A 14,319-nucleotide genomic window follows, 5' to 3' on the forward strand; every position below is an offset into this window, starting at 1 on the left:
TTGCCTTATTTTAAGCTGCCGCACCGCGAAGGCGATCGCCGTGTCAGCCGCGCGAGGCGTCCGCGAGCTGCGGCAGGCCGGCCGCTTCCAGTGCGCCCATGATGCGGGCGAAGGAATCCGGCACCGGCAGCAGATGATGAACCAGCCGCGAGACCCCGGCCGCGCCGCCCGGCGTGTCGCGGGCAAGCCGTGCCACCACATCGCGCTCCTCTTCCGGCCGGCCGAGCACATGCAGCGTCAGGGCAAGGGCGATCCGGCTCTGGGCGGAGGGATGGGCCTGCAAGGTCGGCAACAGGCCTGTGGCGGCGATTTCGTCCTCGCGCATGAACGCAGCGATGCCGAGATAGGCATCCTGCAGGGCGGTGCGCGCGGCGCCGTGATTGCGTGCGAAGGTCAGCACTGCCTCGCCCTGCTCGGGCTTGCCGAGCCCGATCATGATGGTGCCGACGGTCGCAGCAACGTCGTAATCCAGCGGGTTCAGCGCCAGCGCGCGGTCGCCGGCGGCGAACGCCGCATCGCGCTCGCCGCGGAAGAATTCCACGCTGGCAAGAACCTTGGCCGCATAGGCGCTGTTGGGGGAGAGATCGGTGGCCAGCTCGGCTTCGCGTTCCATCTGGTCGAGCAGAGCCGGGTCCAGCGGCCGGTCGGAGGCGCGCTGCGCCTCGTCCAGCATCAGCATGGCCTTGACCGCGTGCAACGTGCCGAAGCCGCTGTCCCGCGTCACCCATTGATCGAGGCAGGTCCGGGCCTGCTCGGCGGTGGTGCCGTCCTCGTTGCGGATCACCGCGAAGCTCTGGGCGATGCAGCCGAACCCGGAACCCGGCGCGTCGGCGCGGGCCTGGGCGCGCGCGCGGGTCGGCAGCACGCCGTAGGATTGCATCACCGCCGAGGCGATGTCGCGCACCACCCGGTGTTCGGAGGCCGGAAAGTCCGCGCCGCGTCGCAGGTCCTCGAAGGCGGTGGACCAGATGATGGTGCCGCCGCAGCGATCCGTGAGCCGCACCAGCAGCGAGAAGGTGCCGCCCTCATGGGCCTCGGCGAGGCCGGTCAGCGAGAACACCGAGCGTGGCGGATTGCCGCGGCACTGGCGTGCGGAACCGTCTTCCCCCGATGACATCACGTCGACGAAGTCGAACCGCGCCATGGCATCGCGCAGCCGCACCTCGAAAGCATGCACCTCGCCCGCGCTGAAACCGTTGGTGCCGCTGACCTCGAACGGGCGGACCTCCAATTGGGGCATGCCCATGCGGTCGGCGATCTCGCTGGCGGAATTGGCGCCTTCCAAGCCGAGGAGGGAGGCGATCGGGCCGGCGCGGTTGGTGTCGGTCAGTTGCACCGTGCCCCACACCAGCGCCCCGGCGGCGATCACGGCGGCTGCCACCCAGGCGAGGCGTCCCCTCGTCCGCGCTGCGACGGGAGGTGGTCCGGGCGGGATTTGATAGGGAAGGGCCTCGCCATCCGGCGCGCCCGGCTGGCCGGCGGTGTCGCCATTGCCGCGCGGCACGAAGCGCGGAACATAGACCCCCTTGGGAATCACGATTTCCAGCGTCTCGTCGGGGCCGGCCGAGGTGTAATAGCGTTCCAACGCACGCCGCAGGCGGGTTGCCTCCACGCGCACGATAGGGTCGGTCTGCGGGTCGAAGCTGGTCGGGCGGCCCAGCGCCTCGACCGCAATGGTATAGCCCTTGATGGCGTCGGCCCGTCCGCCGAGGGTGGCCTCCACCACGAAACGCAGGAAGTCCGCCAGCCGGGGCGAGGACACGAATTCGTCCGATGCCAGCACGCGCGCAAGCGCGGCGCGGGCCTTGTCGGCCTGAATTTCCTGCTCGGTCGGCGGGGCTGTCAGCTCCTCTTCCGGAAGGTCGTCTGGGGGCAGATCGGACTCGTCCGTCATGGCCGCGGGGTCCTCGGATCGGCTTTGAGACCGGTCACAGGCATGCACCGGGGCATGCGGTCGCCCGAGGCGCCGGCCGGCTCCCGGAGCCGGCATCGAAGCGGCTACGGCCCAAGCGCACCGCCGCGCCCTGCCATACGAGGCCGGTGCGGGAGACTTTTCCTGGCCTCGATGTAAAATGACCCATCGTCATGGCCCTCTTTTGTGCCAGTCGGGCGCATGGCGCAAGGGGGAGGGATGCGAGCTGCCTGTTCCCTCCCGGCTTGGCCGCTGATAGCTTCCCCGCGCTGGCGGCAATTGTGAGGCCGCCGAGCGCCGGATGGCGATGAGGAGAGGGACGATGGCATTGGATGAGATTGCGGCTCGGGCAGCGGGCGACGCGGTGCCGAACGATCTGGACGCATTCTGGATGCCCTTCACCGCGAACCGCTCCTTCAAGCAGCGCCCGCGTCTCATCGCCCGCGCCAAGGACATGCATTATTACACCCCGGAGGGCCGCGCCATTCTCGACGGCTGCGCCGGCCTGTGGTGCACCAATCCCGGCCACAATCGGGCGCCGATCGTCGAAGCGATCCGCACCGCCGCGAGCGAGCTGGATTTCGCCCCCACCTTCCAGTACGGCCATGCCGGAGCCTTTACGGTCGCAAGCCGCATCGCCGCCCTCGCCCCGGGCGATCTCGACCATGTGTTCTTCTGCAATTCCGGCTCGGAAGCGGTGGATACCGCGCTCAAGATCGCGCTCGCTTACCAGAATGTGATCGGCCAGGGCTCGCGCACCCGCCTGATCGGCCGCGAACGGGGCTATCACGGCGTCGGTTTCGGCGGAATCAGCGTCGGCGGCATCGTGCCGAACCGCAAGATGTTCGGCACCTTGCTCACCGGCGTCGACCATCTGCCGACCACCTACGACCGCAAGCACCAGGCCTTCACGAAGGGCGAGCCGGAATATGGCGCGCACTTCGCCGACGAGTTGGAGCGCCTCGTGGGCCTGCACGACGCATCCACCATCGCGGCGGTGATCGTCGAGCCGATGGCGGGCTCGACCGGCGTCCTCCCGGCGCCCCAGGGCTATCTCAAGCGCCTGCGGGAAATCTGCGACAAATACGGCATCCTGCTGATCTTCGACGAGGTCATCACCGGCTTCGGGCGCCTCGGCTATGCGTTTGCGGCCGAACGCTACGGCGTGATGCCGGACCTGATCACCTTTGCCAAGGGTGTCACCGCCGGTGCCGTCCCCATGGGCGGCGTGGTGGCCCGCGCGGGCATCCATGACGCTTTCATGCGCGGCCCGGAACATGTGATCGAGCTGTTCCACGGCTATACCTACTCGGCCCATCCGCTTGCTTGTGCCGCCGCGCTTGCGACGCTGGACCTTTATGCCGAGGAGCAGACCTTCGAGCGGGCCCGCAAGCTGGAGCCTCTGTGGGCCGATGCGGTCATGGGTCTGAGGGAGAAGCCGGGCGTGCTGGATATCCGCACCGTCGGCATCACCGCCGGCATCGACCTTGCCCCGCGCGAGGGGCAGCCGGGCCTGCGCGGTTACAAGACGTTGGAGGGGGCGTTCCACGACATCGGCGTGATGGTGCGCGCGAGCGGCGACACCCTTGCTCTCACCCCGCCGCTGATCATTTCCGAGGACCAGATCGGCGAACTCATCGAGAAGGTGGGCCGGGCGATCGAAGCCTATGCCTGACGTCGTCGGCGCCCAAGCGGGCGCCGGTGCGGCTCAAAAAACGAAGCGGAGGTGCTGTTGTCCGGCACCTCCGCTGATCTCCCGCAAAAACTAGATCCGGCCTGTCAGCGCCAGCACAATGACGATGATGAGCAAAATGCCGACAATGCCGCCCGGGCCATAACCCCAACTGCGGCTGTATCCCCAGGTTGGCAATGCGCCCACCAAAAGCAAAATCAAGATGACGAGCAGAATGGTTGACATGGCGGTGCGGTCTCCCGGACTTTAACTGCCACGACAACGCCTCATTTTTGAAAAAGGTTCCGCTTCCGCTCCCGGCAGAACCTAAATATCAGACACCGCATCAGGCGCGATGGGGGATGTCGCCCGAAGCAGCCAGGCGCGATCGGCCGGCTCCAGCAACGGGCCCACGCGCAGCGCGACCTCGGCGTGATACGCGTTCAGCCATTCGATCTCTGTCTTGGTGAGCAGTTCGACGGCCAGCAATCGCTTTTCGAACGGGGCGAGGGTCAGCGTCTCGAAGCCCAGGCTCGGCCGCTCGCCGCCCTCGGGATGGCGCGGCTCCACCAGGATCAGGTTCTCCAGGCGGATGCCGTAGCCGTTCGATTTGTAGTAGCCGGGCTCGTTCGACAGGATCATGCCGGCTTTCAGCGGCACATGCCCGAGCTTTGAGATGCGCGCCGGCCCCTCGTGGACCGACAATCCCGCGCCGACGCCGTGGCCGGTGCCATGGTCGAAATCGAGACCCCGCGCCCACAGGAACTGCCGCGCCAGGGGATCGAGCTGCGCGCCGCTCACGCCCACGGGGAAGACCGCGCGAGCCAGCGCTATATGGCCTTTGAGCACCAGCGTGAAATGGGTCCGCATCTGCGGCGTCGGTTCGCCGACCATCAGGGTGCGGGTGATATCGGTGGTGCCGTCGGGATATTGCGCGCCGGAATCCAGCAAGAACATTTCGCCCGCGCCGACCAGCCGGTTGGTGGCCTGGGTGACGCGATAATGCACGATCGCCCCGTTGGGGCCGGCGCCGGAAATGGTGGGGAAGGACACGTCGTTGAGCGGCCCGCTCTGCCGGCGGAAAGTTTCCAGCGCCTCGACAGCCAGGATCTCGCTGACCGCGCCACCGGGTGCCGTTTCATCGAACCAGCGCAGGAACCGCGCCAAAGCGACGCCGTCTCGCAGATGGGCCGCGCGCATCCCGGCGATCTCGGCCTCGTTCTTCACCGCCTTCAGCAGGGCGATGGGGTCGGCGCCCTTCGCGACGGTTCCCCCGGAACGCGTGATGATCTCGGCGAGCGCGACCGGAGCCGTCGCTTGGTCCACGCGCACCGTGCGACCGGTCGCGAAGGCGGTGAGCCGGTCGGCCAATGCAGGCTCGTCCGCAAGGTCCGCCACATCCTCCAATTGCGCGTGCACGGCATTGGAGAGCTTCTCCGCCGCGACCACGAGCTGCGGCCGCCCCTGCGCCGGCACCAGGGACCATGCAAGCACCAGGGGCGTGTGGCTGATGTCGGCGCCGCGCAGATTGAACAGCCAGGCCGTGGCGTGGGGGTCGGAAATCAGGGCACCATCCAGCTTTTCCGCCACGAGCGCGGCCTGGACCTGGGCCAGCTTGTCTTGCGGCGTGGCGCCGGCCCGCTCGGCATCCAGCAGGCGCGCCGGCGCCGTGGGTGCTGCGGGGCGGTCGGTCCACAAGCGGGCGATGGGATCGTCCTCCACCGCGACCAGGATCCCCCCGGCCTTGGCGACCGCCTGCGAAAGCTTGTCCTTCATGTCCAGCGTGGAGCGCCAGGGATCGAACCCGAGGCAGGCGCCCTTGGGCAGATGCGTTTCGATCCAGCGTTCCGGCGTGATCTCGGCCAGGGGCACCACGGTGAAGGCGGAGCCGTCCACCTGGGAGGGGGCCTGGAGGGTGTAGCGCCCGTCGACGAACAAGGCGGCTTCGTCCGCCAGCACCACGCATAGGCCGGCCGAGCCGGTAAAGCCGGTCAGCCACGCGAGGCGCTCCTCGGCGGGAGTCACATATTCGTTCTGGTGGGCATCCGCGCGCGGGATGACGTAGCCGCCGAGGCCGCGCGCCGCAAGTTCGGCTCGCAAGGCGGCAAGGCGCGCGGGTCCGGCGCGCCCGTCGGCGGTGTCCTCGAAGGTCTGGTAGAGGGCCGAGAACCCGGCGGTATCGGCGGCAAGGGCTGTGCGCTTCGTCTGTGACATGGCGGGACTTTAGGAGCGATGCCCCGGCCCTGCAATTCACCGCATCGCTTCACCGGCGCGTGCGGGTGCGACCGCTGGCGGATCCTGTTGGGTCTGTCCCGCCACGAAGCATCGGTTGCGCCCGGCCTTCTTGGCGGCATAGAGCGCGACGTCGGCCCGTGCCAGCAGTTTGCGCAGGGGTTCCGGCGGACGGTACTGGGCGATGCCGAAGCTCGCCGTCACGACCCGGGTATCGGGCACCGACTCGAACCTCGTGCCTTCCAGCAGGGCGCGCACGCGCTCGGCGAACTGGCGTGCGCCTTCCACGTCGGCCCCGGTGAGCAGGATCGCGAATTCCTCGCCGCCGATGCGGCCGATCACGTCCTCCCCGCGCATCGTGTTCAGCAGCAACGCGCCGAACTCCTTCAGCACGGCATCGCCGGCGGCGTGCCCATAGCTATCGTTGAGCGACTTGAAATGGTCGATGTCGCAGGAGATCAGACTCACCGGCCGTCCCGCCGAACGGGCCATATGGGAGGTGGCAATGCGCTCGAAGCCGCGGCGGTTAAGCAGGCGCGTGAGGAGATCGGTGTCGCGGTCGCGCTCCATGTCCCCCAACATGTCGGCCACAGTCGCGGCAAGGAGCGTCAGGGCCATGACGGCGCCGAAAATGGCGAGGCTTACCTGCAGCACCAGCCAGAATGTGGATCTGCCAAAGGCGCGGGCGGGATCGCCGAGGTCCGGATCGATGGTCGCTGTGGTGCGGATGAAGAAATGGAAGGCGAACGCGACCAGCACCCAATACAAGAATCGGTCGATGAACCGGCCCGAGGCCCAGCCCACGAGGCGCATGCAGGCGTAGAGAAAGACCAGTCCAAAGCCGAAATTAAGAATGTATATTCGGGCTATAAGGCTGGGCTCGACATAATAAAAATACCAGATGGGAGCCATGATCGCCGTGAAGATGATCAATATGGCAAGGGTGCCCAAGCGTTGATCGGCGCGCTGTAGCACCCCATCGACGATCATGACGACGCTTGTGGTGTACAGCAGCGCGGAGAGGATTGTGTTGTAGCCATAATCCCCCGGCCACAAGGCGATTTGGACAACAGCAGCCAAGCTGTAAATGAAACTGGCCGCGGAAAACAGCAGGATATAATTGCGGCTGCCGCCGAATGCCCACAATCCGAGAAAACAGAAGGAAAACAATGCCAGTATTGCCGGCCCGATCAGCGCTAGTGCAAAATAGGTATCGGGAGCAGGAGACATCTGTGGGTAAAGCCGAACCGGTGTGCTGATGTGCCCTATTCTTGTACCGGGTTCGCGAGGTTTGGGGAAGTGGGCTCTCTCTACGCATTGCAGGCTGCAACCCGCGGGGCCGTTGGCCCGGCGGCTTCCCGCCGGGCGCGTTCAGTAGGAGAGGAAGGCGCCGGCGAACACCCCTTCGCCTCGGCTGTCCCCCGCGAGCTTGAAGCGATACTGGGCGGTCAGGTCCACATAGGACATGGGGGCGGTGTATTTGTCCTCGCGGAACCACCAGCGTAGATTCACGCCCGGTCCGGCGCCGAGTGTTCCCGGTGTATCGAGGACGGAGTCATAGGCGCCGCCTATGGCCAGGAACGGGGTGACGATGAGGTTGTCGTTGACCGGCTTCACCCGGAACGAATGGCCCCAACGGAACTCGAAGCTGCTCACGGATTCGGGAAGTTCCACGAAATAATTGGTATCGGCGTAGAACTGCCAGTAGTTCCAATCGTTCACGTCCACCCTCAGGTCGCCGCCGTCGCCGTTGGAATAGGCGGCGCGCAGCAACCAGTCGTTGCGGGCATAGGAGCCGATGGGGAACAGGCGGCTGGCTTCCAGCACCAGGTTCTGGTCCTTCAGCGGCTTCCAGCGCACCCCGACGCTGCCTTGCATTGTATCGACACCGGTCGGGCCGCCCTTTTCGTCGTAAAGGGTGGTGAACATGCGGGCGAAGACCTCGAAGATCGAGCCGTCGCGGTAACCGATGCCGGGCGGGCGCCAATAGACCTCGGTGCCGGTCTGGATCGAGTGGCCGCCGACCGGCGGGGCCGCCAGGGGCGAGGAGGGCATGACGCCCACCGCGCCGTAGCTGACCGAGGCGTACACACCCCAGGTGCGCTCGAGTTCCGCCACCTCGCGGCGCAGGCCGAATACGGTTTGCGCCGGAAGCGGGAGCACGCCATCCGCATTGGCGTCGATCGCCCGCTTGAACAGCGCCTTCGCCTCGTCGTTCTGGTATTCGTGCTTCGCCGCGTAGGCCGCATCCACCAGAACCGTGCCGCGCCGCAGGCCGCTGGTTGAGTCCACCTGGTGGAAGTATTTGTAGGCGGTGGCGGTATCGCCGGACTGGTTCGCGAGATAGGCGATGTCGAGCGGCCGCATGGCGCGCAATTCCCCGCTGGCGAGCGCCTGCTGGAAGCGGGCCTTTGCCTCGTCCTTGCGGCCGAGCGCCACCAGTTCGCCGATAATGGCGCTGGCGACATTGGCCCGGTCGGAGGGCGTGCGGGCGAGGCGATAGGCGAATTCGAAGGTTTCCAGCGCCTCCTCGTGGCGCCCCAGCGCCTGGAGGGCGAAGCCCCGGCGACCGACCACGTCATAACTGCGCTCGCGACCAAGCGGAGCCAGCGCATCAAGGGCGGCCTGCGGATCCTTGGCGCCCATATAGGCGTCCACCAAGGCGAGGCGCACGCCGCGCACGTCCGCAGATGGCAGCCGGCCGCTGCGCAGGGCGGCGGAGAAATCCGACGCCGCCCCGCCGTAGCGGCCGAGCCGCTGGCGGATATAGCCGCGCTGAACCACCAGCGTCACCTCGCCGGGGAAGGCGGCGATGGCCTGGCTCGCCGCGGTCTCCGCTTCAGCCGTACGGCCGGCGGTGGTGAGGGCGTTGATCAGAAACTGGCGATAGGTGAGGTTGCGCGGGGAAAGCTCCACCGCCCGGCGCGCCTCCGAAACGGCCAGGGTATAGTTGCGGGCCTTTATGGCGCGCATGGAGGCATCGGCGGCCTCGTAGCCGGGATCGCTGGGCACGCCGCTGCCGGCATTGGTGCCGCCGGCGAAGACCGAGCAGATGATGCCGTAATTGGTGGATTGGCACAGCGGCACCGGCGCCAGCAATGCGGGGCGCTGGCGGTTCGGGCTGGCCCGCAGGGCCTCTGCGGTCTTGAGGAAGCTCTCGACGTCGGGATTCTTGGCGTCTTCGATCGCATTGAGGATCTTGATGGCATCGTCGGGCTTGCCGGCGGCGAGTGCCGCATTGGCCGCGATCAGGCTGTAGTTCAGGATTTCCTGGTCGGTGAGCACGTTGGACGCGAGCACCTTGTCGAAATCCTCCACCGCACCGGCGCGATTGCCGGTGGCCTGGAGCAGATAGGCGCGCAGGATGCGCGGCAGGACGTCATTCTCATCCTCTCCCACCGCGCTGGCGGCAGCGGCGGCGGCGTCCTTGGTCTGGCCGGCGGCCATCAGGGCCTGGATCAGCACGATGCGGAACACCATGGCGTGAGGCGCCTGCTGCACCGCCTTCTTCGCCGATTCTACGGCCGCCTTGGGATTCTTCTCCGCCATCTGTTTCAGTGCCAGGACCGCCGAGGGCTCGCCGAGGCGAGTCTGCGCCATGCTGCGCAGACCGAGCAGGGCCGGGTCGTCCTCGCCGGCGGCGATCGCCTCGCCGATGGCCGCGTCGAGCGCGGAGAACTGGTTCGAGCGCTCCAGCGTGTCGATCAGCAGCCGGCGCCAGGCGGCATTGCTCGGGCTGACCGCCAGGGCCTCGCGGATGCGCTTTTCCGCCAGGGTGTAGTCTCCGTCGGCATAGGCCTTGTAAGCCTCGTCCGCCGCCTTGAATCCGGGGTTGGCAACGCCGCCGACGCCCGGCGGCGTGCTGGCGGGCACCAAGGTGCAGGCGGGGCCATAGGGCGTGTCGCGGCACTTCTGGTAGGGCACCGGAAGGGTCTTGAACGCGTCCTTCGGCACGATGCTCGGCGTTGCGTCCTGCGCGCTTGCGGCGTCGCGCCGGGCCTTGACCGCCGCATCCTGGGTGTCGCCCAGCGGGTCGAGGATCTTCAGCGCGCGGCGCGGATTGCCGGCGGCAATGGCAGCATCGGCGATCACGAGGCGCACGTCGCGGGCATCAGGTCCGGTCAGCACTTCGTCGGTGAGCGCGCTGTCGAAGTCCTGGTTTGCCTCGTTGATGCGACCGAGACGCTCGCGCAGATACCCGCGCAATACCTGGGGCAGGAAGGATTTGGGATCGACCGCGATGGCCGCCGTCGCGGCCTGCTCGGCCGCGTCGATCTGGTCGTCGGCGATCAGCGCATAGACCAGCAGCACGCGATAGCTGAGATCGTCGGGTACAAGTGCGATGGCCTTGCGAATCTCGGCCAGCGCCGCCTTGGGATTGCGCGCTTCCAGCGCCTTGTTGGCGGCCAGCGAAGGCGCTTGGGCAAGCACCTTGCTCTGGCTGCGCAACCGGGCGGTGATTGCGGGGTCCTGGACGCCCGCGGCGATCGCATCCTTTGCCGCAGTGACCGATTCGGCGACGTTGCCCTGGGCGTCGAGCGCATCCATGAGCAAGAGCCAGAGCCGGGCCACATCCGGCCGCAGGCGGAGCGCCTCGCGGGCCTGGGCGGCCGCGGCGGCGTAGTCCTTCGCCTGATAGGCCGAATAGGCCTTGTCCGCTGCGGTCCATGCCGGCCCTATCAGGGCCGGTTCCTGTGCCAGGGCGGGAGAGTGAGCGACCAGTGCTATGCCGCTCACCGTCACCGCCAGCATTGCTGCTGCGGTGATCCTGCGCATGCGACCTGGCGCCTGCTGGCACGCAGATCGGCTAATCTCGGAGAGATGAATCGCGGTAGTCATGACGCTACCGTCGACGATTGTGGTTAAATCACAGTTAAGGTTAATCGATAACTCGAAATGTGACGCTGATTTCGAGTTAACCTTTGCGAAACGGATAATTTACTTCTTGTAAAGGGGTTGTTTAGAAAGCGTAAGGATCTTGTTCACCAATTGTAAACCAAGATTTATTGCTTCTTAACAGGGTGGGTCATTTCCCCACGGCGGCGGTCATGCGGTCGCGCCAGACCTGCGGGGCCAGGATGGAGGGCGCATCCCACTGGCCGGTCGCTTCCGGACCGCTGTGGAACTGGCCTTCGTTGAACTGCCAAACGATCACCTGCGGCGGCTGCTTGGCGAAGCCGGGGGAGCCGACATATTGCAGGAAGGTGAACCAGGGCCCGATGTTGCCGACGTTCCAGGTCAGCGAAACCGGCCGGTCAAGGGCGTTTGAGAGTTTCTGCGGGAAGCCCAGATAAGGCTGCACGAAACTGTTGCCCACCACATGGACAGGAGCGGGAGCGGCGTCGAGCAGGCCCTTCTTGTCCTCCGGCGGGATGCGCACGGTATAGAGATCCGGGCCAACAGCCTTCTGCTGATCCGGGGACAGGAACCGTTGGGCAAGGTCGCCGAGATTGCGCTGTGTCACCCAGTCGCCGAGCTTGTCGCCGGTGCCGGGCGCGCCGGAAAGCTTCACCTTGGCCTGGATGGCCTTGGCGACGGTATCTGCGGCCGCCTCGGCGGACCAGGCGGTCCAATGATAGTCGGCGCGGAAGAAAATGGTCTGCTTGCCGGTTTCCACCGCCTTCATGGCCGGCCGCAGGTCGACGGCATCGAGCCCGCTCGCCTTGAGCTGGGCGAGGATGAAATCGTAGCGCGCCTTCACATCGGCCGAGACCGTGGTGCCGTCGGGCAGCTTGTCGGGATAGAAATTGGCCTTCAACGGCACCACCAGCGGCATCAGCAGGATGTTGCGGGCGGCGAGGCGATCCTTGGTGTCCTTGATCAATTGGACCACGTTCTGGATGCCGGCGGTGTCGGACGCGGTGAGGCTTTCCCACCCCGGGAACAGCCACCCGCCCTTGCCCATGATGATGATGGGGCCCTGCGCCTGTGCCGTCGCCGGGCGGACGCCGAAGGCAGTGCCGAGCGCCAGCAGCGCGGCGGATGCAAGGAGGGCGCGGCGGTTCGTCGGAAGCATCATGGAAGGTCCCTTTCGAGATAATGCCGTTCGGCTTCGGTGAGAGGCTGGGTGAGGGTGCGCACCGGCCATTCCCAAACGACAAGCTTGGTCCGCTGAATCAGATCCGGGTGCTTTTCGAGAAGATCCAGCACCGCCCCGGCGAAGCCTCCACCGGCCATGCTGCGCTGGACCACTTCCCGCGAAAGCGCGGCCTGAAGCGATTCGACAAAGCCCGAGCGCTCTGAAAACGATGACCCGGCAAGAATCACGGCAGGGACCGGGGCATCATCCAGCAACCCGCCTGAGCGGGTCCAATTGGCGGTGATGTCGCGCGCTTGATCTGGGGTCGGCCCGAAGATTTCGGCGGTGCGGATCAGATTGGCGATCCGCATCAGATCGCCGGGGCGCGGATGCGGCTCTCCTTCGGAAAGGGTCACCTTGGTCGGGCCGTTGCCGCCGAGCATGGCGTTCGCCATCTGCGCAATCCGCTGGGCAGCAAAGCCCGCACCGATGGAATTCCAATGGGTATCGGTGCGCAGGAAGCCGGGGGTTGGCCAGTCGGGGAGCAGATCGACTTGCCGCAGGCCGAGCCCATGGGAAAGCGCATTCCAGTCGGCAAGGCGATTGCGGGCTTGGCGCGCCACCGGCAATCCGCAGCTGGACACGCGAACCATCTCTACCTTGTCGGGGACCGGCACCAGAACCAGCAAGACTCCGCGCTTTGCGAAATCGGCGGCGATCTTGCGGGCCAGCTCGACCCGCTTCGCAAGGAAGGTCTGGCCGCCGCGCACCTCAAGGATTTCCTCGGCGAGGAAAAGCCAGTCCGGGCATCCGGCGCGCACCTGCGGGCCGGCGTCCCCCAAGGTGTGATAGAGCAGGCCGGCGGCCGCCCCATCGAGTGCTTCGCTCTGCGGCACGCCATTGGCGAAGGTGCGGTCGAAAGCGGCCGTGAAGGTGCCGTTCAAAATGGTCCGTGCGGTCAATGGAGCGTAGGTCGCTTGCGCCTTCCCGCTCCAGAGATAGGGCACGCTCGCCGCCATTCCGGCAAAGCACACCAGCAGGAAAACCGCGGCATAGACCAGGTGGAGTTTCGTGCGCATGGCCGGCTCCCCCGCTCAGAACTGAAAATAGAGAAAGGGCACGACGGTGCGCCCCTGCAGCACCCACACGGCCAGCAACCAGAGTGGCAAGGCCGACCATACACGCAACACCGCCCCGAAGCGCGCCGCCGGTTCGCTGAAGCGGCCGAGCAAGGGGGCGTACACCAGGACGATCCCGAGCAATAGCGTCGCGGGGATCGTGGGATGCAGGGTGGCCAGGAATTCCTGCGACGGCGCGAAGCCGTTCGCGCCCATCAGCCCGTTTAGGGCGACCGCGAACTCATCCCAGGTCTGGGCGCGAAACAAGAGCCAGCCGAACATGACGAACAGCATCGTGGTCACATGGCCGATCACGACCGGCGCCTTGGGCAGGCCGGCCGCCGACGCCAGCCGCAGGGCCATGAGGCCGAGGCCGTGCCAGAGGCCCCAGACCAGGAAGGTCCAGCTCGCCCCGTGCCACAGGCCGCCCAGGCCCATGGTGATGAGCAGGTTCACGCACAGCCGCCACAGCCCGCCGCGATTGCCGCCGAGCGGGATGTAGAGATAATCGCGCAGCCAGGTGGACAGGCTGATGTGCCAGCGGCGCCAGAATTCCGCGAGCGTGACGGAAAGATAGGGATTGTCGAAATTCTCGTGGAATTTCAGGCCGACCATCAGACCGAGCCCGATCGCCATGGAGCTGTAGCCGGCGAAGTCGAAATAGAGCTGCAGGGTGTAGCCGAGCACGGCCAGCGCCACGTCCGCCGCGCTCGGATTGGCGAGCGTATAGCCCGCATCGACCATGGGCGCGAGCGTATCGGCGATCAGCACCTTCTGGGCGAAGCCGAGCATGAAGCGCTCCACTCCCATGGCGAATTCCGCCCGGTCGAAGGCGCGCGCGTGCAGCCGGTCCGCCACCCATTGGTAGCGCACCACCGGGCCGGCCACGAGGTGGCCGAACATGGACTGGTAGGTGGCGTAATTGATGAAGCTGCGTTCCGCCGGAACCGTGCCGCGATACACATCCACAGAATAGGAGATGGCGCCGAAGACGAAGAAGGACAGGCCGATGGGCAGGAGGATCGCTTGCCAGCCGGTCAGCGGCGCCCCAAACGAGATCGCGGTCGCAGCGAACAGATTGGCGTATTTGAACCAGACCAGCGCTGCGAGCGGGCCGAGGATCGCGACGAACAAGGGCCAGCCGCGCCGATGGTCGGGTCGCCGCGCGATCCACAGTCCGGTGACCCAGGACCACACCGCGATGCCGACGATGAGCGGCAGGAAATCCAGGCGCCACCACGCATAGAACAGCCAGGAAAAGCCGAGCAGCGTGAGGTTGCGCCAACGCGACGGTGTCAGGCCATAGGCGACCAGGAACACCGGCAGGAAGAGGAAGATGAAGCTGTCGCTCGCGAAGACCATTCCG

9 protein-coding genes are annotated in these 14,319 nt (G+C 66.5%); 1 reads left to right on the plus strand and 8 read right to left on the minus strand.

The genetic code is table 11. The features are described 5' to 3' along the window. Positions 1-43 precede the first annotated feature (43 nt). Positions 44-1,894, minus strand: coding sequence for a tetratricopeptide repeat protein (locus V5F77_RS13690; RefSeq protein ID WP_429005913.1), 1,851 nt, complete (start codon positions 1,892-1,894; stop codon positions 44-46). 340 nt (positions 1,895-2,234) lie between these two features. Here V5F77_RS13690 and V5F77_RS13695 point away from each other — a divergent pair, with 340 nt between their 5' ends. Continuing rightward, positions 2,235-3,587 carry an aspartate aminotransferase family protein gene (locus tag V5F77_RS13695; RefSeq protein WP_429005914.1) on the plus strand — a complete coding sequence of 451 codons (1,353 nt, stop codon included), beginning with the start codon at positions 2,235-2,237 and terminating at the stop codon, positions 3,585-3,587. A 90-nt stretch (positions 3,588-3,677) separates the two neighbouring features. Here V5F77_RS13695 and V5F77_RS13700 read toward each other — a convergent pair whose 3' ends face one another. The 7 genes from V5F77_RS13700 to V5F77_RS13730 form a co-directional block, all read right to left on the minus strand. Further along, positions 3,678-3,830 (minus strand): DUF3309 family protein, encoded by a 153-nt coding sequence (locus V5F77_RS13700; protein ID WP_429005915.1) that lies wholly within the window; start codon positions 3,828-3,830, stop codon positions 3,678-3,680. Positions 3,831-3,911: 81 nt separating this feature from the next. Continuing rightward, positions 3,912-5,798, minus strand: coding sequence for a M24 family metallopeptidase (locus V5F77_RS13705; RefSeq protein WP_429005916.1), 1,887 nt, complete (start codon positions 5,796-5,798; stop codon positions 3,912-3,914). Between the two features lie 36 nt (positions 5,799-5,834). Then, a complete protein-coding gene (locus tag V5F77_RS13710) occupies positions 5,835-7,046 on the minus strand; it encodes a GGDEF domain-containing protein (RefSeq protein ID WP_429005917.1) in 1,212 nt (403 codons plus the stop codon). Positions 7,047-7,187: 141 nt separating this feature from the next. Continuing rightward, positions 7,188-10,592, minus strand: coding sequence for an NfrA family protein (locus V5F77_RS13715; RefSeq protein ID WP_429005918.1), 3,405 nt, complete (start codon positions 10,590-10,592; stop codon positions 7,188-7,190). A gap of 250 nt (positions 10,593-10,842) precedes the next feature. After that, entirely contained in the window at positions 10,843-11,835 is a 993-nt protein-coding gene (locus V5F77_RS13720) for an alginate O-acetyltransferase AlgX-related protein (RefSeq protein WP_429005919.1), read from the minus strand. Beyond that, a complete protein-coding gene (locus tag V5F77_RS13725; protein WP_429005920.1) occupies positions 11,832-12,914 on the minus strand; it encodes an alginate O-acetyltransferase AlgX-related protein in 1,083 nt (360 codons plus the stop codon). The genes V5F77_RS13720 and V5F77_RS13725 overlap by 4 nt, the downstream gene beginning before the upstream one ends. Before the next feature lie 15 nt (positions 12,915-12,929). Then, positions 12,930-14,315, minus strand: coding sequence for an MBOAT family O-acyltransferase (locus V5F77_RS13730; RefSeq protein WP_429005921.1), 1,386 nt, complete (start codon positions 14,313-14,315; stop codon positions 12,930-12,932). Positions 14,316-14,319 lie beyond the last annotated feature (4 nt).

Origin of the sequence: Roseixanthobacter psychrophilus, from assembly GCF_043195195.1 — a bacterium.
Classification (GTDB): domain Bacteria; phylum Pseudomonadota; class Alphaproteobacteria; order Rhizobiales; family Xanthobacteraceae; genus NCEH01.

What these genes read in the sequence shown, in the direction of transcription:
- V5F77_RS13690 (WP_429005913.1), bottom strand. Translation starts at nt 1,894, where the DNA reads ATGACGGACGAGTCCGATCTGCCCCCAGACGACCTTCCGGAAGAGGAG.
- V5F77_RS13695 (WP_429005914.1), top strand. Translation starts at nt 2,235, where the DNA reads ATGGCATTGGATGAGATTGCGGCTCGGGCAGCGGGCGACGCGGTGCCG.
- V5F77_RS13700 (WP_429005915.1), bottom strand. Translation starts at nt 3,830, where the DNA reads ATGTCAACCATTCTGCTCGTCATCTTGATTTTGCTTTTGGTGGGCGCA.
- V5F77_RS13705 (WP_429005916.1), bottom strand. Translation starts at nt 5,798, where the DNA reads ATGTCACAGACGAAGCGCACAGCCCTTGCCGCCGATACCGCCGGGTTC.
- V5F77_RS13710 (WP_429005917.1), bottom strand. Translation starts at nt 7,046, where the DNA reads ATGTCTCCTGCTCCCGATACCTATTTTGCACTAGCGCTGATCGGGCCG.
- V5F77_RS13715 (WP_429005918.1), bottom strand. Translation starts at nt 10,592, where the DNA reads ATGCGCAGGATCACCGCAGCAGCAATGCTGGCGGTGACGGTGAGCGGC.
- V5F77_RS13720 (WP_429005919.1), bottom strand. Translation starts at nt 11,835, where the DNA reads ATGATGCTTCCGACGAACCGCCGCGCCCTCCTTGCATCCGCCGCGCTG.
- V5F77_RS13725 (WP_429005920.1), bottom strand. Translation starts at nt 12,914, where the DNA reads ATGCGCACGAAACTCCACCTGGTCTATGCCGCGGTTTTCCTGCTGGTG.
- V5F77_RS13730 (WP_429005921.1), bottom strand. Translation starts at nt 14,315, where the DNA reads ATGGTCTTCGCGAGCGACAGCTTCATCTTCCTCTTCCTGCCGGTGTTC.